At 64.5% G+C, this 22,521-nt stretch carries 17 protein-coding genes, 1 tRNA gene and 1 pseudogene; 7 read left to right on the top strand and 12 right to left on the bottom strand.

Features of this window, described 5'->3' with window-relative positions; translation table 11 throughout:
- Nucleotides 1-225: pseudogene (locus BG22_RS05325) on the bottom strand (hypothetical protein); the annotation flags it as partial.
- Nucleotides 226-346: 121 nt separating this feature from the next.
- Between BG22_RS05325 and BG22_RS05330 the strand changes: the two are divergent.
- Nucleotides 347-1,630: an MFS transporter gene (locus BG22_RS05330; RefSeq protein ID WP_140493882.1), complete on the top strand. Its 1,284-nt coding sequence runs from the start codon at nucleotides 347-349 to the stop codon at nucleotides 1,628-1,630.
- A gap of 3 nt (nucleotides 1,631-1,633) precedes the next feature.
- On the opposite strand, the gene BG22_RS05335 is transcribed toward BG22_RS05330, so the two are convergent.
- Nucleotides 1,634-3,133: a hypothetical protein gene (locus BG22_RS05335; protein ID WP_094667794.1), complete on the bottom strand. Its 1,500-nt coding sequence runs from the start codon at nucleotides 3,131-3,133 to the stop codon at nucleotides 1,634-1,636.
- A gap of 138 nt (nucleotides 3,134-3,271) precedes the next feature.
- Complete coding sequence (locus BG22_RS05340) at nucleotides 3,272-4,165, bottom strand: response regulator transcription factor (protein ID WP_258186219.1); 894 nt, start codon at nucleotides 4,163-4,165, stop codon at nucleotides 3,272-3,274.
- Between the two features lie 160 nt (nucleotides 4,166-4,325).
- Between BG22_RS05340 and BG22_RS05345 the strand changes: the two genes are divergently transcribed.
- The 5 genes from BG22_RS05345 to BG22_RS05365 all read left to right on the top strand — a co-directional run bounded on the left by BG22_RS05345 (nucleotide 4,326) and on the right by BG22_RS05365 (nucleotide 9,942).
- Nucleotides 4,326-5,297 (top strand): DUF2400 domain-containing protein, encoded by a 972-nt coding sequence (locus tag BG22_RS05345; RefSeq protein ID WP_140493884.1) that lies wholly within the window; start codon nucleotides 4,326-4,328, stop codon nucleotides 5,295-5,297.
- Between the two features lie 17 nt (nucleotides 5,298-5,314).
- The gene (locus BG22_RS05350; protein WP_140493886.1) at nucleotides 5,315-5,878 is read left to right on the top strand and encodes a hypothetical protein; all 564 of its coding nucleotides are present in this window, start codon (nucleotides 5,315-5,317) and stop codon (nucleotides 5,876-5,878) included.
- Nucleotides 5,879-6,123: 245 nt separating this feature from the next.
- Nucleotides 6,124-7,530 carry a serpin family protein gene (locus BG22_RS05355; protein WP_140493888.1) on the top strand — a complete coding sequence of 469 codons (1,407 nt, stop codon included), beginning with the start codon at nucleotides 6,124-6,126 and terminating at the stop codon, nucleotides 7,528-7,530.
- Between the two features lie 323 nt (nucleotides 7,531-7,853).
- On the top strand, nucleotides 7,854-8,936 hold the full coding sequence (locus tag BG22_RS05360; RefSeq protein ID WP_181163396.1) for an ABC transporter substrate-binding protein: 1,083 nt from the start codon (nucleotides 7,854-7,856) through the stop codon (nucleotides 8,934-8,936).
- A 232-nt stretch (nucleotides 8,937-9,168) separates the two neighbouring features.
- Nucleotides 9,169-9,942 carry an ABC transporter permease gene (locus BG22_RS05365; protein WP_140493890.1) on the top strand — a complete coding sequence of 258 codons (774 nt, stop codon included), beginning with the start codon at nucleotides 9,169-9,171 and terminating at the stop codon, nucleotides 9,940-9,942.
- Between the two features lie 197 nt (nucleotides 9,943-10,139).
- On the opposite strand, the gene BG22_RS05370 is transcribed toward BG22_RS05365, so the two are convergent.
- From BG22_RS05370 to BG22_RS05410, 9 genes are all read right to left on the bottom strand, one after another.
- A complete protein-coding gene (locus BG22_RS05370; protein WP_140493892.1) occupies nucleotides 10,140-10,928 on the bottom strand; it encodes an isoprenyl transferase in 789 nt (262 codons plus the stop codon).
- Between the two features lie 2 nt (nucleotides 10,929-10,930).
- On the bottom strand, nucleotides 10,931-11,650 hold the full coding sequence (gene recO, locus BG22_RS05375; protein WP_140493894.1) for a DNA repair protein RecO: 720 nt from the start codon (nucleotides 11,648-11,650) through the stop codon (nucleotides 10,931-10,933).
- A gap of 87 nt (nucleotides 11,651-11,737) precedes the next feature.
- A complete protein-coding gene (locus tag BG22_RS05380) occupies nucleotides 11,738-13,450 on the bottom strand; it encodes a S9 family peptidase (protein WP_258186224.1) in 1,713 nt (570 codons plus the stop codon).
- Nucleotides 13,451-13,733: 283 nt separating this feature from the next.
- Entirely contained in the window at nucleotides 13,734-14,945 is a 1,212-nt protein-coding gene (gene ispG, locus BG22_RS05385) for a flavodoxin-dependent (E)-4-hydroxy-3-methylbut-2-enyl-diphosphate synthase (protein ID WP_140493896.1), read from the bottom strand.
- 137 nt (nucleotides 14,946-15,082) lie between these two features.
- Nucleotides 15,083-16,276 (bottom strand): 1-deoxy-D-xylulose-5-phosphate reductoisomerase, encoded by a 1,194-nt coding sequence (gene dxr / locus BG22_RS05390; RefSeq protein ID WP_140493898.1) that lies wholly within the window; start codon nucleotides 16,274-16,276, stop codon nucleotides 15,083-15,085.
- On the bottom strand, nucleotides 16,273-18,150 hold the full coding sequence (locus BG22_RS05395) for a DivIVA domain-containing protein (protein WP_140493900.1): 1,878 nt from the start codon (nucleotides 18,148-18,150) through the stop codon (nucleotides 16,273-16,275). The genes dxr and BG22_RS05395 overlap by 4 nt, the downstream gene beginning before the upstream one ends.
- Nucleotides 18,151-18,413: 263 nt before the next feature.
- A tRNA-Val gene (locus BG22_RS05400) sits at nucleotides 18,414-18,490 on the bottom strand.
- Nucleotides 18,491-18,637: 147 nt separating this feature from the next.
- The gene (locus BG22_RS05405; RefSeq protein WP_094667780.1) at nucleotides 18,638-19,054 is read right to left on the bottom strand and encodes a DUF3052 domain-containing protein; all 417 of its coding nucleotides are present in this window, start codon (nucleotides 19,052-19,054) and stop codon (nucleotides 18,638-18,640) included.
- A 252-nt stretch (nucleotides 19,055-19,306) separates the two neighbouring features.
- Complete coding sequence (locus BG22_RS05410) at nucleotides 19,307-20,143, bottom strand: PDZ domain-containing protein (protein ID WP_258186220.1); 837 nt, start codon at nucleotides 20,141-20,143, stop codon at nucleotides 19,307-19,309.
- 383 nt (nucleotides 20,144-20,526) lie between these two features.
- Between BG22_RS05410 and BG22_RS05415 the strand changes: the two genes are divergently transcribed.
- Nucleotides 20,527-22,347 carry a zinc-dependent metalloprotease gene (locus tag BG22_RS05415; RefSeq protein WP_140493904.1) on the top strand — a complete coding sequence of 607 codons (1,821 nt, stop codon included), beginning with the start codon at nucleotides 20,527-20,529 and terminating at the stop codon, nucleotides 22,345-22,347.
- The last annotated feature ends 174 nt before the right edge of the window (nucleotides 22,348-22,521 follow it).

Here is a 22,521-nt window from a genome sequence, read left to right on the forward strand (position 1 = left end):
TTCGACCCGCCAGCATCCGAAATCCTGATGGCGCCATCGGCGCACGCCGCCGCCACGGTCATAGCCACGACGCTTCCGCCCGCACCTCGAGCACCTGAGCATGCCCGCACGCGGGCGCACGCGCACCTCGAGCACGGGTTCGGGGCGCATGGGACCATCGACGATGCAGACGTTCTCGACGACCATGCCTTTGACGTTGAGGAGCTGTTTGAATATGCTGTTCATCAGGCGCTTTTCGGTTGTGTTTTTCTTGGTCGATGAACATCCTAACCAAAAAGCGCTCTTCTCTTACCGGTTCAACGCCCCACCGGCAAACAACCACCCACGAAAACAGCAATAGCGCCATATTATCTCGCGCGTGGATCGCGCACACGAAACCCCGATGTTCCATCGCATCGTCGCGCTTGTCGCGGCCGGCATGCTGATGGACAGCATCGACGTCTATATCGGCAGCGCCGTGGCTTCCAGCGCGCTGTCCACCCACTGGTCCACCGTGGCCCAGAACTCCACGTTCATGTCCGCGGGCTTCCTTGGCCTGCTGGTCGGCTCGCTGCTCGCCGGTTTCGTCGGCGACCTGAAGGGCCGTCGCGTGGCATACCAGATCAACCTACTGCTCTTCGGCGGCTTCACGTTCCTGGGCGCATTCGCCCCGAACATGGCCATCCTTTCGCTGTGCCGCCTCGGCGCGGGCCTCGGCCTCGGCGCCGAGATCGTGACCGGCTTCGCCATGGTCAACGAGTTCGCGCCGATGAACCGCCGCGGCCACTGGTGCGCGATCGTCTCGCTCGTGGCCAACTGTGGCGTGCCGATCGCCATGCTGCTGTGCGCCTTCATCATCCCCCGCTGGAGCTGGCGTCCGCTGTTCGTCGGCATCGGCGTGGTGGCCGCCGTAATCTGGTGGCTGCGCCGCGACATCCCCGAATCCCCGCGCTGGCTTGCGGTGCATGGCCGCTATGACGAAGCCGACGCCATCGTCAAGCAGCTTGAGGCCAACGGTTCGGAGCCTCAGACTGCTGCCGCCAAGGCTGGCGTTGACTCCACTCGCAACGCCGGTGGCCGTTCGCTGGGCATCTGCCTGCTCGTAGCCATCGTGGCCGTGAGCGCCACCAACGTGTGCTCCTACGCCTTCACCTCGTGGGTGCCGACGATTTTGGTCAAGCGCGGCATCAACCTCTCCTCCTCGCTGACCACGTCCACCCTGATGATGCTCGGCGCCCCGGTGGGCTGCCTCATCGGCTCGCTGCTCATCGACCGCATCGGCCGCAAGCGCACGATCGTGCCGGCCTTCCTGTTCACCGGCGTGTTCGGCATGCTGTACGCCTTCCAGTCCTCCACCACGGGCGCGATTATCGTGGGCTTCCTGCTCATGATGTGCCTGTACGTGCTTATGGCTTCGGTCGTGGCCGTATATGCCCCTGAGCTGTTCGCCACCAAGGTGCGCTTCCGTTGCGTGGGCGTGGCCAACGCCATCGCCAAGCTGCTCAACGTGCTGATGCCGATGGTCGTGGGCTGGATGCTCACCGCCCTCGGCGCCACGTCCATCTTCGTCTCCATCAGCGTGATCGCCATCGCCTCGATGCTCATCGTCGGCTTCTTCGGCGCCGAAACCGCACAAAAGTCGGTGGGCTGAGAACTAATACGGCACCACCACGGATAGCGTCCATTCGGCGTCCTGCGTAGTAATGCGCAGGACGCCTTTTCGTTCTTCCAGCAACGTTCCGTACCGGGCCAGCCCGGTACCGCCCGCGGCGATATCGGCACGCGCCCCCGGTTCCTGCACGCGCGGCCTGTCAGTGCATACGATATGGACGGCGTCCGAGCCGAATCGAATCGTCACCACGTATCCGCCCGCCGGATCGGCGTGTTTGGCGATGTTGCCATACAGTTCCTCCAATAATCCCGAAAGCAGGCCGCCGTAATCGGTGTAATCGCCGTAATCGTCAGAGGCGCCGCTGTCGGCATCGGTCTCATCGATACTGACCACTGGTCCGACATCGACCGTGGAGATGATGGTCCGTCCATCGAATCCCAATTCCGCGAGCCTGCGATCGCCGTTCCGCGCGATGCGGCGCACCCGCCGCACGGCCGTCTGCTCTGTCTGCTTCGCTTGCTCCGACCGTCCCGACATTCCTCCGGACAGGTCGAGCGTCGGACCGGAAACGCCTGATGGAACGCCATCCTTTCTCCGTGCTCTTCCCCGGTCCAGCCGGTCTCCGGAAGTGATATTGCCGGCACCGATTCCCCGGTTCCGTGGGCCGGACGTATCGGTAGTGATGTCGCCGCCGCCAGCTTCGCCGTCAATGTCACCGTCAAATTCACCACCATCACCGACAACGTCGCCGGAATCCCCACGCCCCTCCATCACGTCGATGACCTGATGGGTCCGATTCAACGCGCCGACGGCCACCTTGCGCAATTCCCGCAGCTCCTCGACGGACGGGGCATAATCATCCGCGATATCCTTGTCGAGCCGCAGAATCAGATACGCCAGATCATTGGATACGTAGTCATGGATGTCCCGGGCCGCACGCTCGCGACGCCGGCGATGATCCAATTCGGCTTGGGCCATGCCGCGCTCATGGTTCCAGCGCGCCGCCACGCCGGCAAGCAGGCAGCCGACGGCGAGCACGATCACCGGCATGGGCCCGTCGATGGTGACGACGCCGAGAATCACCTGCCGACCGGCTCCTGCCTGAACCGTACCGGCAGTCTGTGCGTTGGCACCCGTATGCCCGGAAGCAGCCACATCCCCGACCGGCCCAATCACCCAGCCCATCACGGTCACGGCCAATATGAGAGCACCGAACCATCCGAAGACGTATCCCGCAATGCCAATCGCCAGCATCACCGCAAGCAGCGCGCCGGACGGCACCCACGACGCCCCGAACGTCATCACCACAATCAGTGCAGTCGTCAGCAGGCAGCCCTCGACCGGACGGAAGGACATCAGCACCGTCGCCGCGACAAGCAGGAACGCCGGTGCTCCCGCTGCCGCCGGCAGACCGTCGACCATAATCGAGCGCATCGTTTCGATCACGCAGACCAAGGCGACGAGCAGCGTGGCGGTCAGTAGCCACGCGTTGCCCACGCGCGCGTCGGCTTCGGCGATGCGACGCCATAATCCACGAATCATCGTCCGCTCCTCCTTCAGAGATCGGGTAATGTCCTGCGTCGGAAGTCCGTTGACGAATTGACTGACTTCAGTCCCGCTCGCGGGCCGGCTCGTCCTGCAATTACGGATGCGCTTCTCGCACGTGGCTTTCTAGAACCACTAAATCTCGTGTCGTCTGACGCATATGGAGATGGCATGCGCACGGCTTCGCGCGCCAAGTTTGGCGCACGCCCTGCGCTCGAAAGTGGCCACGGTCGCGGCGCTCACGCCGAGACGTACGGCGATCTCCCTGGTGGTGAACCCTTCCGCATACAGGCGCAGGGTCTCCCGTTCCTTGGCGGACAACGCCCCGCGGGCGACGTAGCCCGCATCCTCCAACAGCATATGGGCACTGACGGCGTCCATGAATCCGGCTCCCCCGCGCCCGACTCCGTTCCCGCCTGCATCCCCATCCATCGGCATGCCACGCGCCGCGCAACGGATGCCACGCGCGATGCCGGGAAGGTCGGTCTTGGCCACCAGCGCCTGGGCCCCGCAGCGTACGGCCTCGTCACGGAATGAGGCGAGTGAATACGAGGTGACACAGACCAAGCCGACCTCCGGAGTTTTGACGCGGATGGCCCGACAGACCTCGGTGCCGGGCACGTCGCCCATCGACATGTCGGTGACGAGCACGTCCGGCCGTTTCGCCGGGTTCAGGCAGCGGCTGATTGCTACGGCTCCCAGGTCGCAGGTCCAGACCACCCGGAAGTCGGCACCCATGCGTTCGATCATCGCCTGCAGAACCTTTACCGCGTACGGGTCGTTGTCCACGAGCCCGATGCGGATGGATGCCGACGTCCTCGCCTTCCCCGTATCGGCGACGGCGTCCATGCCGTCATCGTTCCCGCCTTCGATCCCCGTGACGGCGATGCCACTGCCGGCGTATCCGGTACGCCCGCCGGAACCGCCGTCACCGGTACGTCCAACGAATCCGTCATCGATGACGTCGCCGGCGCCGTCGGCGCCAATCCCGTCATTACCGCCCATACCGATTCCCGTACTCCTTCCCATGCCGCCATCCCCTTCCTCGGTCCCATCGATGATGCCCGCGCGAAACCGCTCCGTCCCCGCGTTGTCATAGCCGCTATGACAACCATCATCCCACGATTTGCGGCGAATCTATGATGGAATCATCCCGATAATCCGCACAACGTCGTGAAAGGAGCATCCGATGAACACGACATCGCAACGACGGTTCACCTGGAACCGCGCGCATTGGATCGGCATGATCTCATTGGCTGTACTGCTGGCGCTGCTGATCATGGGATCGGGCGCGTTCATCCTCGACTACGACGGCAACGCTAACTGGATGACCTCGCCTGACCATTTCGTCTGGCTGGGCAGCATGCTGCTGCCTTGGCCGTTGGCGCTGGGACTAGCCAATGTGATTCTGGGCACCATCCGCACCGGCAGTCTGTCCTTCCCGCTGGCGAGCGCGCTGCTCGGCCCGTTGGGGTTCGGCTGGGCGAATCTGCGGCTGCAGCCCGGGTATCGGTATCCGACGTGGCCGGAATGGGTCGAGCTCATGCGCACCGATGGGTTGCGTCTCATCGGGCAGACGCTGTACGGCGTGGGCGTGCTGCTGGTCTCCTATGCGGCGGTGGCGTTCATCTGCTACGCAATCGGTCGATACGGCCTGCGCGCGCTGTTCGTGAACCCCGAACCGGGCTCGCTCAGCGCCCGGATGCTGCGCTGGATTCGCAAGGATGCCGTTCGATTCGGTTGTTGGCTTGCCGTGGCACTGTCGTACGGCCTGCTGCTGGCTCTAATCATTGTGGGAAGCGAAGCCGTGCTGGGTGCCGCCCTACTGATCAATTTCGTGATTCCGCCGGTACTCCTGATAGCGTGCGGCGCATACGCCTCGCGGGATGCCGCGCTGAGCCACCCGTGGCGCGCGTTGCTGTTCCCGCTCGTCTGCTCGCTGGTGTCAGCACCGATACTCGTGGCTCTGATCAGGCCGTTGGACGACACCTGCTATGTCGGGTCGGTCTGCACCACATTGGGCGACATGTATTTCAACTGGTCGCAGATGGATCAGGTGTGGCATTTCGTCAAGGTGTTCGCGGTGGCCTCGTTCCTCGGTTTCGCCGTGGTGTGGGCCGCGCGGTACGCGTACCATCGGATTCGGAAGGCGTCCGGCTGACGGAAGGCGGCAAACCGATGAATCCATGGGTGCAGGGATCACAAGAGGCGTTCCATAAGGCGTGGGCCGGCCGCCGGCGGGTGGCCGGCAGTACCTGGTTTCTCACCTTCATCGTCGGATGCCTGATTTGCGGAGGTCTGGCCACGCTGCTCGACCGCACCATCGGGTTGCCTTCGATGCCGGGACGATGGGCGATGATTACGATTCTGCTGATCATCCTGCCACTGGCCACCGTTGTGATCGTCGTGGCCGTACGCCTGTCGAACCGGCCGGACGGCATGGTGGCCGTGCGATGCCTATGGACAGGCGTGCTGCTCAGGTATCGTCCGGATGTCTATCATTATGATTCCCCTGATGAAGAGACCCCGGCCGATTGGATTGTCTGGCCAATCGGCCTGCGGCGAGCCTTCACCCTGCCCTGCTATGCGAACGGTACACTGATGGTCGCCGACCTCGTCATCGACGGGGTGTTCATCCGACTGGCCGGCGTCCGGCCCGCGCGTCCGGACGAGTGTCACATCGCCGGGAGGGACCCCTCGATTCGCTATGATTACGCGGCCCGTATGCTGACCATCGGTTAGCCGCCGTCATACGGTCGCCGTACTGCCGCCGTACCGCCGCCATACTGCCGCCATACCAACGCCACACGGTCGCCGTACAGTCCGCCCCACCATCGCCGTACCGTCCGACCTATCCGGTCCACCCCCGGTACGGCACGGCTGGCCATCGAGTGCATGTTCCCCCAGCCCTCACCTCTACAATGGAATCATGATTGCGCCTTGCAAGGAAGCGTGGCGCACATGGCCTTTGGGATGGATGAATCATCATGGATACGACGGATACGACGGACGCGACGAACACCGGCGACACGGGCATCCTCGACTATTACCGCACGAGGCAGCGCCGGAGGAAGCGGAATGCGATCATCGCCGCCGTGACGGCGCTCGTCATCGTGCTGGGCGCGTGCGCCGGAGTGTGGTGGACGGTCGGAGGCGGGAGCATCATCGCGGCGAACCTCGCCAAGCCGGCCGCCCAACCCGCCACCGAGGCGGCGAACACGAGCGTCACCGCGTTCGCCTACCGCAGCGCGCCGGAGTTCCTTGCCATGGAATCGGCGCGCGACCCCAACGGCAACATGAACTACTCCCCCGCCTCGATGTGGATGGCACTGTCCCTTACCGCACAGGGTGCGAAGGGCGACACCCGGTCGCAGTTGGATGAACTGCTCGGCACCGGCTCGCTCGCCGAGACCGATTACCGGTCATTGATGCGCTCGATCAACGGGCGGTACGACGGCTCCCAATCGCAGATGAGCGCCGCGAACTCCCTGTGGGTGGACGACGGCATCACGTTGGCGGACGGGTTCCGTAGCACCGTAAGCCGATCCTTCGATGCGGAAGTCGTCTCAGCGGACTTCGGCGACCGGAACGGCGTCGCGGAGCGGATGGGCCGTTGGGTGTCCCAACATACGCAAGGCATGCTCAAGCCGAATGTAAAGGTCAGCGAACGGGAGATCATGTCCGTTATCAACACCGTCTACGCGGACGGTCGCTGGCAGGACCCGTTCGACCCGGAGTTCACCACCGACGAACCGTTCCACAGCGCGGACCGCGAGTCCACGGTGCGGATGATGCATCGCGTTTTCGATAGCATGGTCTGGGCCCATGACACGAACGACACCTGGCAGCGGGTGACCATCCCGTTCGATAACGGCGGCGCACTGGTCGTGCTGCTGCCGGCCGACGGCCACTTCGACGAGATCGCCGGCGACGCGGAGCGGATGCAGTGGGCGCTGGGCACATGCGCCAACGAACCATACGGATGCGTCACCGACGCCGCGCCCGGTTGGGGCGTGTCAAGCGAGCCGCGCACCGTGTACGTCTCGATGCCGGTGTTCACCATCGATTCGATGTTTACCTCGGACGAGACGATCGCGACGCTCAAGTCGCTGGGTGCCACCGATGCCTTCGACGGTGCGTCCGCCGATTTCTCCGGCATGACGGCGAACGAATCCCAAGGCGTCGGCCGGCTGTTCATCGGTACGGTGGTCCAAGGCACGCGCATCGAGGTGAACGAGCACGGGGCCCGTGCGGCGGCGTTCACCAAATCCGGCACGGACTCCGCCGGCGCACCTGCGGACCCCGTGGAATTCACCGTGGATCGGCCGTTCCTCTATGCGTTGATCACCCCCGACGGCATCCCGCTGTTCATCGGCGCCGTGCACAATCTGTAAGCGCCGGGACGAACCCGTCGAAGCAGCGGCTACGCTCCGGCACTTCGCACCTTCCCGCTCATGTGCCGGCTTGCCGCACCGCTCCCGAACCCCACGGTATCCCGCTCGCCCAGACGTCTGGCTATACTGGGTGGCGTTCGTGCGGTTGGTGGCAGCAACCGTGCCCACATCAGTTGGATTCGCGCCCGGCAAGGTCCCGCACAGTTTTGGGACATACGCACGGGGCGCTTGGTCTGATGTCTCGCGCGGGCTCCTCACCTTCCCGCTTCCGATGCATCAGGCCGTATCGCGCGATATGCGCGGAAGGCAAGGTGAAAGAGAAGATGATGACTGGACTCAAGAAGGGTCTGACCACGATTGCGGCCGCTGCAGGAGCCCTTGCGATGGGCTTGTCCCTCGCGGCATGCGGTAGCACGAATACCGCCGATTCCTCCAATTCCGGCTCCGGCGACGCGGGTTCGGCCACACCGACCGTGTCGTTCATGCTCGACTGGACGCCGAACACCAACCACATCGGCCTGTACGTGGCCCAGAAGCTCGGCTACTACAAGGACGCCGGCGTCAACGTGAAGATTCTGCCCACCGCCCAAGCCGGCGCCGAGACCAGCGTGGAGAACGGCGTGGCCAACGTCGGTTTCACCACGCTGAGCAACGTGGCCGCCTTCAACTCGCAGGGCGCGGACCTCAAGTTCGTGTTCGACCTGACCCAGAAGCAGGTGGCCCGCTGGTGCGCGCTGGCCTCCCGCACCGACATCAAGACCCCGAAGGACCTCTCCGGCAAGACGTTCGTGAGCTTCGGCTCAGCCGAGCAGACCGCCGTGGTCCAGCAGATGATCAAGTACGCAGGCGGCACCGGCGAGATCAAGACCGCCACCGCCGGCACCAACACGTTCGAGACGCTCACCAGCGGCAAGGGTGATTTCGGCGGCTTCTACGTGACCTGGGAGGGTGTGGAGAGCGAGCTCAACGGCCCGGCCCTCAACTGCTTCGTCGCCTCCGACTGGGGCGTGCCCGGCAACCCGGACCAGCTCGGCTTCGCCGTGAAGTCCTCCTGGCTTAAGGATTCCAAGAACGCCGACGCGCTGAAGAAGTTCATCTCGGCCACCAAGAAGGGCTACGACTACGCGCTGGCCAACCCGGACAAGGCCGCGGACCTGCTGGTCGAGCAGGCCAAGGAGGCTCAGCTCGATTCCAAGCTGACCCGTACCTCGATGGAGGAGATCGCCAAGAACGGCTACTGGACCACCGACGACCCGAAGTCGCTACCCGGCACCGTGAACTTCGACGACGCCCAGCCGTACCTCGACTTCCAGTACAAGGCCGGCACCTACAAGGACAAGGACGGCAAGGACCCGGCCGAGGCCCCGCAGGCCAAGGATCTCGCCACCAACGACTACGTGGCGTGAGTCCGACCGGATACCGGATCGCGCAGAACACACATCACACATGACATTCTGGGCATATGCCTACGTTTTGCGTATCCCCATATGCGGTTCTGGGCATATGGCTACCTGATAAACGGCCAATACCCCGTCTACAAGGTGGCTATATGCCCAGAACCGCATAAAAGATACGTAAACACCCAGAATAATTGGCTGGCTTATGCCCAGAATGTTTGCGGAAGACGGATACCGACGAATGAAACTTAAACCGTGGATCGAACGGATATGGCCACCGGCACTGACCATCGGAGGCCTGTTGGCGATTTGGGAGTTCGCCGTTCGCGCCGGACACATTTCCGAGCGTGTGCTCGCCGCGCCCACGCAGATTGTGGCCTCGATGGTCGATACATGGCCCGATCTCATGACGGCCGCGTCGATCACCACCTATGAGGGTGTGACCGGCTTCTCCATCGCCGTGATTGCGGGCATCCTCATCGGCATCGGACTGTACGTTTCGAAGACCATGTATCGCGCGTTCTACCCGTTGCTGGCGGCCGCGCAGACCATTCCGCTAATCACGGTGGCCCCGCTGTTCATGATCTGGTTCGGGTTCGAGCCGCTCGGCAAAATCGTCATCGTGGCGGTGTTCGGCGTGTTCCCGGTCTCCGTGCAGACGGCCCGTGGACTCAACGCCGTGCCGCAGTTCTACGAGGACGTGGCCCTGACCTGCGGTGCCACGCGTGCATGGACGCTGTGGCATGTGAAACTTCGCGTGGCCGCGCGCCAGATCTTCGGCGGCATCCGCATCGCAGCCGCATACGTGTTCGGCACGGCCGCCACCGCCGAATACCTCGGCGCGATGAACGGCCTCGGCATCTGGCTGCAGGCCGCGTTCAACTCATTCCGCACGCCGCTGATTTTCTCGGCCACGGTGGTGGTGATTGTCGAGACGGCGATATTGCTCGGGCTGATTTCACTGGTGGAACGGGCGGCGCTGGGCCGCGAATCGGACGAGGATCTGGACCAGTAGCGAATGAGCGGCCAGATGGTCTGGTGTTGTGTTGCTTCCTTCTGGTGTTGTGGTACTCCCGCTGCTGTCGTACTGCTCCCCTCAGTCACTTCGTGACAGCTCCCCTCAAAGAAGGGGAACCAAATGGGGAGGGCGATTCCGCCTGGTCGGCTCGCCTCAGGGAGGGGAGCCAGCTGTGGGAGGGAAAGCGATTTTTGCTACTTTGCGTTGCCGAAGCGGCGGTCGCGGTGGATGTAGTGATCGATGGAACGCCACAGCACCTCGCGGCCGCAGTCGGGGAACAGCTCGGGCACGAAGTCGAGCTCGGCGTAGGCGGCCTCCCACGGCAGGAAGTTCGACGTGCGCTGCTCGCCGGACGTGCGGATTACGAGGTCGCAGTCCGGGATGTCCGGGTTGTAGAGGTGGTCGGCGATCATCTTCTCGGTTACACGATCGCCGGAGATGCGGCCGTCGCGCACCTCGCGCGCGATCGCGGCGCAGGCGTCGGCGATCTCGGCGCGCCCGCCGTAGTTGATGCAGAACACCACGTCGATCACCTTGTTGTGCTTGGTGCGCTCCATCGCGACCTCAAGCTCGTCGATGACCGACTTCCACAGCTTCGGGCGACGCCCGGACCAGCGCACGCGCACGCCCCAGTCGTCCATCTGCGCGACGCGGCGGTGGATGATCTCACGCGAGAACCCCATGAGGAAACGCACCTCCTGCGGCGAGCGCTTCCAGTTTTCAGTGGAGAACGTGTAGAGCGACAAATAGCGAACGCCGGCCTCGATCGCGCCGGCGATGGTGTCGAACACCACCGGTTCGGCCGCCTGATGGCCATTGGTGCGAATCATGCCGCGCTGCTTGGCCCAGCGCCCGTTGCCGTCCATGATGACGCCCACATGGCGCGGCACCTTGTCCTTCGGGAAATCGGGGATGCAGGCGGGGTCGGAAAACGGCGCCGCCGGAATGCTCAACGAAGTGTAGTCGACGTTCTCAAAAGCCATACTCACGAATCTATCAAGCGCAGCGAACGAATCGGACGCTCCAAGTAATATTCCGCCCAATCTTCAACCAATTGGCCCGCCACGGGCTCGAGCGGACCGGCGTCCAGCACCTCCCAGTCCCCCTCGGTGAGTGCGGCGAACTGGCGCAACGCCAAGGGCGGGATGCGGCGGGCGTCCGTCGTGTGGTCGGCCTCGCACATCACACCGCCTGCGGCGATGGACAGGTACGCGCCCTCGCGCCGACCGCATACCACGCAGGTGTTGAGTCTCGGCGTCCAGCCTGCCACCGCGAGCGCACGCATCACATAGGAACCGCTGATGGCGCGGGGCGCGTGAGCGCGTTTGGCGAGCGCGTTGAGCGCGCCGATGATGAGCCGGTACTGGGCCACGGTTCGCTCATGTTCGGTGCTCACGAGCTTGTCCGCCGTTTCGACGATGACGCTGGCGGCCTCGTACGCCCCGTAGTCGGCGGCGATGGACGCACCGTACGCGGCCACGGATTCAGCTTGGGAGACCACGTCCAGCGAACGGCCTTCGGCGATGAGCACGTCCACGCGCATGAACGGTTCGAGGCGTGCGCCGAACCGTGATTTGGTGCGGCGCACGCCTTTGGCCACCGCACGGATTTTTCCATGCCCACGGGTCAGCAACGTGATGATGCGGTCAGCCTCGCCGAGCTTGGCGGTTCTCAGGACCACGGCCTCGTCACGGTACAACGACATCGATCAGCTTCCTTTGCTTGATGGTCACCCCTTTGGGATGGTCGCCCCTTTGCATGCACGGTCGCCGGTCGACCGCGCATACCGCCATCAGTAGATGAACAGCCCCCAGAAGGCGAAGAACAGCAGCACATACAGCATAGTGAAGGTGACGATCCAGAACAGCACGCGGGCGAGTCGGGTGGAGGCGAGCACCGGTTCGGCGCCCGTGACGATGCCCCTGACCGCGCCCTTGCGTGGTGGCCATTGGATGAGACCGCGTCCGGATGCCACTTCGATGAGCCGCATGAACACGCGAGACCATGCCCAGACGACCAGCGCGGAAACCACCTGAATCACCGGCCAGCTCCAATACATCACGCCTGGCGTCTCGGTGGGTGCGCCGCCCCAAGCGAGGCGGACCACGCCCATGACCACCTGTCCAAGGCCGGCGAAGAAGATGAGCAGCGTGCCCAGCGTGGTGAGGGTCAGCGTCAGCAACGCATTGCCGAAGCCGTGTGTGAAGCCGAGCGCGACCGGCCTCGGCGGCGGCAGCATCCCCTCCCGGCGTGCCCGTCGGCGTTCCCTCCGCCATCGTGCACGGACCCGGAGCACCCGGATCAAGGCCACCAGAGCGCATATCGCCGAGGCGACGAGCAACAACAGCATCGTGGCATGGATCACCAGCCCGTAGATGGTGCCGGCGCGCCGCGCCTCAAGCGCCCGTGGCAATCCGATGGATTGGTAAAGGTCAGTGCCGCCCACCCGTTCGCTGGTCTGTCGCAGCCCGGCCGAGGTGCCGACCGCCCAATCGATGAGATCGGTCACATAGGCGTCGGCGAATGGCGTGCCGGCTTCGGATTCGTCGCCGAGGCGCAGCACATGGTTGGCCACCGGATAGCTGCGTATGGTGACGTCCCAGTTGCCGGCGCGATGGGCTTCGTACAGGATGGCGCGCACGCCCTCCACCTGTGCGGTCATCACGTCCTTGGAACCGTAGGCCACGTAGGTGGGCACGGCGTAGGCGCCGGGGTTCAGGGTCTCCAAATCGAAGTTGTGCAGGCCGACCAGCGAGGCATCGGCGCTGAACAGTCGCTGCACGATGGACTGGTACCCGTCGTTCGCTCCGGCGAGCGTGAAGTCCTGGGTGACGAAGAAGCCGAGCGCCTGCCGTGGACTGAAGACCATCGGGCTAAGGAGGATTTGGAAGGCGATGTCGGAATCGTCCCCGAGCAGGTATGAGGAGATCCATGTGGATTCGGATGTGGCGTAGATGCCGACTTTTGCTGCGTCCACCGTATCGAGCCCGCGCAGATAGTCGATGACATTGTCGTAGGCCTTGGCTGAGGCGGGGTAGTCGCGGTTGACGTCGGTGGTGTCCCAGACGGGCTTGTCGAGCACGGCGGTCACGAAACCGGCGGAGGCCATGTCGCCCGCCACATCGCCGAAGGAGTTGTCGCATGTGCCGTAGCCCGCCCCGTGCATGAACACGACCGCCGGCAGCTTGCCGGACACGCCCTTCGGCTCTCGGATGAGCACCTTGATGGCCTGCACGCCGTTGGCGTCGGCCTTGTGGCGCACTCCCCCGCCATCCACCAGCGATCCATCCCTCGCGACGCTCAGCGTGACGTATCGTTCGGAGACCTCGTAGGTGCCTTTGCCCGGCAGCTCGGCTCCGTCACCGCTGTCGAACATGACGCTCGTGTCGTCGGTGAGCGTAGCCATGGACTGGCCGGTGGGCTCGATGTTCCACGATACGGCGGTGAGGTTGGAGATGACCACGAGCAGTCCGAACAGGATGATGAAGATGGGCAGGCTGACCATCAGCCTGCGGCCGCGGGTCCACGGTTGGGCCTGCTCAGGCGGCTCATGCGATGGCATGCCCACCGACGACTGCGATTGCTGCTGCGACCGCAATGACGTCCGCGACTGTGGCCGCACGTTCCGCTGACGTTCCTCATCTGACACGAGCAACCATTCTAGCCATGAGGTAGCCATGCGGCCGATGTTACGCCCTTGGCTGTCAGCCGGGAGCTTGAGTCAGCGGCCGTCCACCGCCATGACCGCGGCCATGGGTAGTCGTGACATTCATGGCAGCCGCGGTGGTTCAACGGCCGGGGTGCTGGATGGGAACCACCACCGGACCGGTCGAGCCCGTCGGCACCTGCCCGTCGGCCTCCATCTGGGCGGCGATCTCCTGCGCCTTGGTGAGCAGCGTCTCCACAATCTGGTCCTCGGGCACGGTTTCAACGACCTTGCCCTTGATGAAAATCTGTCCCTTGCCGTTGCCGGACGCCACGCCGAGGTCGGCCTCACGCGCCTCGCCCGGTCCGTTGACGATGCATCCCATGACCGCCACGCGAATCGGCGCGGTCACGTCCTTGAGTCCCTCGGTCACGGCGGAGGCGAGCTGGATGACGTCCACCTGCGCACGGCCGCAGCTCGGGCAGGAGATGATGTCGAACTTGCGTGGGCGCAATCCCATGTATTCCAGAAGCTTGCAGCCCACCTTGACCTCCTCGACCGGCGGGGCGGAGAGGGAGACGCGGATCGTGTCGCCTATGCCTTCGGCGAGCAGCGCGCCGAACGCCAGACAGGATTTGATGGTGCCCTGCCAGGCCGGCCCCGCCTCGGTGACGCCGAGATGTAGTGGCCAATCGCCCTTGGACGCCAGCAGACGGTAGGTCTCGACCATGGTGATCACGTCATGGTGCTTGACGGAGATTTTGAAGTCGTGGAAGCCCACGTCCTCGAACATGTGCGCTTCCTTCAACGCGGAGGCCACCAAGGCCTCCGGGGTCGGACCGCCGTACTTGGCGTACAGATCCTTGTCGAGGGAACCGGCGTTGACGCCGATGCGCAGGGAGATGCCCGCATCGGTGGCGGCCTTGCAGATGTCGGGCCCCACCTGATCGAACTTGCGGATGTTGCCGGGGTTCACGCGCACGGCGGCGCATCCGGCGTCGATGGCCTGGAACACGTATTTGGACTGGAAGTGGATATCCGCGATCACCGGAATCGGCGATTTGCGGCAGATCTCGGGGAGCGCGTCGGCGTCATCCTGACTGGGCACGGCCACGCGCACGATGTCGCAGCCCGCGGCCGTCAGCTCCGCGATCTGCTGGAGCGTGGCCGGCACGTTGGCCGTCAGCGTATTGGTCATCGACTGCACGGAGATGGGCGCGCCACCGCCCACCGGCACCGGCCCGACCATGATGCGACGGGATTTGCGACGCGGGTGCAATGGCGACTCGCTGGTCAGCTGGACCGGGTCGCCGGTCTTACGGAACGGTTTATTGACAGGGATGTCCGTGGTCAACGGGTTCTACCTCCGGCATACGTGATGGTCGTCCCGCTTGACGGGCCATCCCGCGCACGCGTCGACGTGGCCATGGGTTACGGCCATGTCGACAGACGTTTGTGAGACGGCTCGAATCAATCGAAGACTTGCAAAGACTACTGCTTGTTTATCATCTCATCGGCACGCCGGCGGGCTTCCAGCTCGACCTGACCCATTTCCTCCACGTCTGTGAACAGCGGGTTGCCGCGCAGTTCGGCGTCCATCCGGTCGAGCACGGCCTTGACGGTGTCCACGATGCCGAGATACGGCAGACGATGGCCGAGGAAGGCGTGCACGGCCTGTTCATTGGCCGCGTTAAGCACGGCCGTGTGCTTCTCGGAGGCCGTCAGGCAGTGGCGCGCCAGCTGGACGGCCGGGAACGCCTCATCATCCAACGGCTCGAAGGTCCATGTCGCGGCTGTGGTCCAGTCGCATGCGGCGGCCACATCGCCCATGCGCCCCGGCGCGGACAGGCCCAACGCGATGGGCAGGCGCATGTCCGGCGGGGAGGCCTGGCAGATGGTGGCACCGTCCACGAACTCGACCATGGAGTGGACGATGGACTGCGGATGGACGGTCACCTCGATGCGGTCCGGGGGCACGTCGAACAGACGCGACGCCTCGATGACCTCAAGCCCCTTGTTCATCAGGGTCGAGGAGTTGATGGTGACGACCGGACCCATGTGCCATGTGGGGTGATGCAATGCCTGTTCGGGCGTGATATCGGCCATATCCGCGCGCTTCCAACCGCGGAACGGGCCACCCGAGGCGGTGACGATGAGTTTGGCCACCTCGGCGTGGGTGCCGCTCCTCAGCGACTGCCAGATGGCCGAATGCTCGGAATCGACCGGATTGATCTGATGCTCACGCACCTGGGCGCCGAACAGCAAGTGACCGCCGGCCACCACCGATTCCTTGTTGGCAAGCGCCAGCTGCGAGCCGGCCTTAAGCGCCGCGATGGACGGCTCCAGACCAATCGACCCGGTGATGCCATTGAGGACGACGTTCGCGCCGGAGGCGGCCATTGCGATGACCGCGTCCGGGCCGCCGCTCACCCGCACCGAAGCGCGGGCGCCGGCCTGTTCGAGCGCGGCGCGCACGGCAGGCACCTTGGACTGGTCGTACACCGCGACTTCGGGCACGCGGAACCGCATCGCCTGCTGGACAAGCAGCTCCACATGGTTGCCTCCGGCGGCAAGACCGGTGACGGTGAACCGGTCGGGGTGACGCGCGATGACGTCAAGCCCCTGCGTGCCGATGGACCCGGTGGACCCGAGGATGACGACGCTGGAATTGGAAAGCACGCTCACTGTTCCTTCTTCGTCTGGGATGCGTTATGGGATTCGTCCCTACCGAGCGTCGGGAAGGACAGGTCGGGGATGTCCGCGTCGAATCCCGCTTCGATGGGGAAGAACGAGGGGAACAGATCGTCGTCATGGCTGGACGCGGTCTGTTGCGCGTGGGCGGGGCTGGAGTCGTCGGATGCCGCAGTCGTGCCGGATGACGCGGCGGATATGCCGGATGCGCTGGCAGGCGCGGCGGTCGGCGCAGCGGCAGTTGGTGCAGCAGTGGCCGATTCGGTCGCGGGCGTAGTGGCCGATGCTCCTTCCCCGGCACCCTTGAGCGATGTCGGCATGTCATTGAGCTTCAGCACGCTGGGGGTATCGAGGCTCGGCATCTTGGGCTCGAAGGTGGGCGTGCGCACGGCGGGCATCTCCTGGGAAATCTCGACCATGTGCGCGAGCGCCGCGAGGGAGGAATCGTTTCGGGAGGTATCCACCACATGCTCGTCTACGGAAGCGGATGCGACGGGCTGGTTGGATTGGCCGGCTTGGTTGGATTGCCAGTCCCACACGGGCTGGCCCGCTGGTGCCGTCTGGCCAGACAGGTCGGCGCGGGCCGACGAGTGCTCGTGGCTGGGCGTGAAAGCCGGCGGCAATGCCGATGTCGCGGCCTGTCCCGATGGCGCCGTTCCGGCGGCATACGACCGAGCAGCCCCGGTAACGGACGGTTCCGTGGCGGACGTTTGTGCCGGAGAGTAATCCGGCGACGATCCGGAAAGACCATAGGGGGCCGATGCAGCGGACGCGGAGGTCGCGGAAAGATTGGACGAATCCCCACCTAACGGCGACATCACCACCGTCTCGGACTGGGATGGCACGGCATCCGCATGACCATCCACATGGCCGGAGGCATCCGCTGGAGAGCCCGAGTACTGATGCTCCGGCTTGACCGTAGGGGCAAACGCGACGGGCTGCGGCGCGGACGGGCCGGAGGGTGCCGATGCGGCGAATGCGGGCGCGTAGGCTACAGGCTTGTCCTGTCCGGCAGGGGCCGTGAACAGGTCGCGTTCGGCCTGATGCAACGCATCGAACGAGTCATGGTACATCGGCGACGACGCGGAAGCCGGGGCAGACGGGCCGGACGGAGCGGCAGCCGGGGCGTGGGGGGCGTCGGCACCGAACAGCGATGAAACATTGCCGGCCGGCGCGGGGGAAGCGGCTTCGGCGGCCGCAGTTGCGGAGGCCGCAGCATCGCCGGACACGAAATCGGCCACCCGCGCATATGATTCCAGTCGGCTCAGCAACTGGACGCAGGTGTTGAGGAAGAAGTCGACCTGACGCTCGTCATAGCCCTTCCTGCCCTTGCGCTGGGTGAAGACCACGTTGTTGACGGCGTTGGCGTTGAGATCGGCGAGCTTGCGTACATCATCCTGACTCACGCCGTCCACGCCGAGAGCGGCGGCGGCCTTGTCCACGATCTGATCGGTGAGGCGATCGACCTGTTTGCGATCGTAGGAGGGCTGCTTGGCGTTGCCCGGCTTGAAGCGCTCGCGTTCGGCGCGTTCGGCGTGCTTGACGATTTCGTGGTAGAGGTTCTCGGTCTGCGCCTTCCACGCCACACGACCGTGCTGGGAGATCTCCCATGTGGTCTGCTTGTCCACCACGGCTCGTTCGAGACGGCTCAACGCGGCGTCCACTTGGGAAATCACATAGCCGTTCTTGGCCAGATCGAAGGAGACGTCTTGGATGTCCTTCTGGCTGAGTTGGACGCCCTCGCTGTCATACAGGGCATGGGCGCGTTCCAGAAAAGCGTCGACCTGTTCGGGGTTGTAGCCCAGCTTGCGCTTGCCTGCGCGGGCGATACCCGATTTGCCTTCTCCTTCGCGAAGTTTCTGCGCCATCGGCCTCCGACCTCCTGCTGAATGGAAACACTCTGTCCACACTTTACGTGACTGTTGCGACTCATGCGAGTATTCCGGAAGGATGCGTGACGGTTTTCACCATGCGGGGAAGCGGTGGTACCAGCTCCGTCACCGGTTTGACATATTCGTCGCGCGACATGCTGCAAACGTCGAATGACTGTTTCGTTGTCACGTTGTTGTCACGACGCCAGCCCGGATACGCGAGAGGCCCCGGAACCGTAATGATTCCGGGGCCTCCTACATGGTGGGCGATGAGGGACTCGAACCCCCGACATCCACCGTGTAAAGGTGGCGCTCTAACCAACTGAGCTAATCGCCCGCGGATGTCAAGGATAGCGCATGGGATTCCCCGACGCGCCACTTGACGTATTTGCGGATTCGGGTGCGCCGGTTATGCCCGTCACCGTGAAGGAGACGCACCCGACGCCACGAAGGTGCAGCACCCGATTCAATCGGTTCCGACCAATCAGCGTCCCTTGCCGAACGCGCGCAGACGGATGCCGTTCCAGTCGCGGCTCACCGTCAACGGCGTGGCCGCGTTCATGCCGGCCGTCTTGGCCGCGGACTGCACGGTGGAGGAACTTGCGGCTCCCGGGCGGCCAGGCTTGGGGGTGAGCACCCACAGCGGGCCATCGTCGCCGAGCACCGCGTACGCGTCAACGATCGTATCGGACAGCTCGTCCTCGTCGTCGCCGTCGCGCCACCACAGAATGACGCCATCGACCGAGGAGTCATAATCCTCATCCACGAGGTCTTCGCCCGTAAGCTTCTCGATTTCGGCGCGGATGGAATCGTCCACGTCGTCGTCCCAGAGCCATTCCTGGATTATGTCCCCAGGCTCGAAACCAAATTCTGCCGCGTTCTGTGATGCCGTTTGATTCACAGGGGCTACATTAGCAAGCCATCACGAACAAACACGTTAACGCCACCGGGTTTCTCATCGGATTATGGACAGAATCGGGCCGAAACAAGCGGGGAAGACCAAGAAAGCCGAGGGCGTAGCTCTGGAGGCCGGTGGCCGGACTGTAGGGACGGGGACAGACTGGCGACCGAAGGCTTGAGGAGCTGCGGAAACGGAACGGGTCGCCGCACACGCCACACCCTGCAACACCACGTCACACCCCACAACACCGCATCACGCCGTGCAGTGCGGCAATCCGTCTGCTTTCCCGGCACCGATGGCCACCAGCGCCTGATACGCCTCGTCCAGCGTGGCGACCTTGACGTCGCGTAGACCGTCCGGTACATGACCCACCACCTCGGCACAGTTCGATTCGGGGGCAAGGAACCAGGTGGCGCCATCACGCTTGGCACCGAGCATTTTCAGCCTGATGCCGCCGATTCTGCCCACTGCGCCGTCCTCGCTGATGGTGCCGGTGCCGGCGATCGTCTTGCCTCCGGTCTCCTGCGCGGCTGTGAGCTTGTCGATCAGCCCAAGCGTGTACATCATGCCCGCGGAAGGACCGCCGATGCTGTCCACATGCATCGTCACCTTCAGGTTCCCGAGCTCGGCGGCGTCCACGCCAAGCTCGGCGCCGTGGGCCTTGAGATAGGCGATTGCGGCCTTGGTGGCCGTGTCCTGGGAGCCGGTCATATCGGCATCGACCTTCTGCTGGTATTCGTCCGCGGTCTGCCCCACCGGCACCACGGCCTCGCGCGGCGTGACCTCCACCTGCGGATCGGCCCACCCCCATACGGCCTGCGCGTTGACGATCGGATAACCGGGCACACCGGACGCACTGACCGTGACCAACAGCAGCTTGCCGGAATCGCGGTGTGTCGAGACGGCCTTCCCGTCCACGGCGATGACCTGCCCCTCCTTGACCGAACCGAGCACGTCCTGCGTGGGACCGGGCATCTCGATGACGTATGGGCTGGGCATCAGCAGTATCGCCGCGCCCAGCGCCACAGCCAGAATCCCGGTGAAATATCGGGCAGAACGTCCGGCGACGTACCGCCGTACCCGCGCCACGGCAGCACGCGCGGCCCGTCCCGGATGACGGGTCCATCCCGCCCGGCCCCGGAACTCTGCGCCAGATTCCGGCTCACGCGTCACGTCCTGCTCGCGCGTCGTGTCCGGCCCGTACGTCGCGCTCGATCCGCACGTCGCATCCCCGCCATCGGCCGTCGCCGACACCGACCCGAGGGGCGACGCACCGCCCCTCGTGGGCTTGTGCGTAGGGTTCTGAACATTCCTATGACCTGCAACCATATCCAACAGTGTATGCGGGTTCCGGCCAGCAAGACAGAAAAGACCGGGATGGCCCGGCAAGGCGAGGAAAGGCTCGGCCACAAGCGAAAGGGCGCGGCAGACCCTACACTTGGGGTAACACACCGCGGCAAAGAAGGATAGGCATGGACGACAACGCGATTCACGACTGGCTCATCAAATGCTTCGGCCCGATTCAGGGTGAGATGGCTTGGCAGCAGATCAACCAGCTGCCCGCCGAAATCCGCGATCAGCTGATGAGCCAGGACCCCGGCAGACTGCCCGATCCCACCGAGGTCCAGCAGATGATGGCCGCGTTCACCGCCGGCGGACTCAATACGATGGGCGACATGCAGCGCACCGTCGAAGAGGGGCCGATCAACATCAAGCTCGCGAAGTCGATCGCTCTGCAGCAGGCGAATGCGCAGGGATCGGCCTCCAGCGTGTCCGCCACCGACGGCGAGGCCGCCCGGCGGGCCATGAGCGAGGCCAATCTGTGGTTGGACACCGCCTGCGAATTCAATCCGGCGCCCGGCGAACCCGATGTGCTCACACGCGCCGGATGGGTCGAGGGCACCATCGACCAGTGGGCCAAATTCGCTGCACCCGTGGCCGAATCGATGAACGACGCTCTGGCCTCGGTGATCTCGGAACGGCTTGGCGGCGCGCTGGGCGGCGGAGAGATCACGGGCATGTTCGCTGGGCCGGTGCCTATTCCTATTCCGGACGGCATGAAGGACCCGGCCCAGCTCATCAAGCTGCTCGGCAATACGTCCTTCGCCATGCAGCTTGGGCATGCTGCGGGCAATCTGAGCCATGAGGTGCATGGCAGCTTCGATCAGGGCATCGCGCTCACCAAGAACCCCGCCGGCGGACTCATCGCGCAGAACATCACCGAATACGTGAAGATGCTCAACGGCGAGCTGCCGGCCGACGATCAGGCGACCGCGAACGGCGACGACGTGGATTCCGGCGCGTTCCCGTCACCTGCTTCCGGCAATCCGATCGGATTCGCGTCGGCCCGCGCGCAGAAGCCCGGCAACGGCGGCGATGCGCACGACGCCGCGCCCCATGACGACGCTACCTCCAACGATGGCGCCGTCGATGTCACCGGCACGTCCGACTCCCCCAATGCCGCGGATTCCTCCGCCAAGGATGACGAGGCCGCATTCGAGGCCGCATTCGCCGGGTTCACCTCCAGCGAACGCATCCCCGAATCCGAAGTGCTCTCCTATCTGGCGTTGCAGGAGATGGCGCACGCCCGGCTCTACGCCTCGGTACCGTGGCTTATGCCGCGCTTCGAGGCGCTGATTGGAAAATACGCGCGCGGCATCTCCATCGACCTCGATGCCATGGAGGAGCAGCTGCGCGATGCCGAGGCCATGGACCCCGAATCCATTTCGGATGCGGTGAACCTCACTAAGGTGGGCATTCCCGATACGCCCGAGCAGCGTGAGGCCCTGTCCTCGCTGGAATCGCTGCTTGCCATGGTCGAGGGCTGGGTCGATTGCGTGGTGTGGCGCGCCGGCATGGCACATCTGCCGCACATCGAACAGCTGCGCGAGATGACCCGTCGCGAACGCGCGATGGGCGGTCCCGCCGAGCGTACCTTCGAGAGTCTGCTTGGTCTGCAATTGCGCCCCAAGCGCATGCGTGAGGCGGCGGGATTGTGGGAGATGATCACCGCCGCGGAGGGCTCCGAAGGTCGTGACGCCAAGTGGTCGCATCCCGATCTGCTCCCCTCGCTGCCGGGCGACCAGCCCGTCAATGGCACGGCTGGCGACGCCGTTCCCCCGAAGGGCAGTGCTTCGGGCGCGCAACCCGCACATCCCTCCGCCGACGGCAAGACCGAGAACATCGACTGGGACGCCGAGCTCTCCAAGCTGTTGGATGAGGACGGTGGCACGAACGGTGACGGAAACGGAGACGCAGCCGACGGCTCCGGTAGCGCGGACGACGCACAGTAACAGAACAGCAGCGGCGCGAACCATCCTACGGCTCCGCGAGACACGCCCGTACAGGCGCGGTCTGTATCTCCGCAGACCGCGCCTATACCGCAGACCGCCCCAAACCACCCTAACAGACCCGCTCCGGCGCCCCGTTCGATCGACTCACCCGTCCGAGGGCGTCTTTCGAATGGC

Origin of the sequence: Bifidobacterium sp. UTBIF-78 (assembly GCF_006408945.1) — a bacterium.
Taxonomy (GTDB): domain Bacteria; phylum Actinomycetota; class Actinomycetes; order Actinomycetales; family Bifidobacteriaceae; genus Bifidobacterium; species Bifidobacterium myosotis.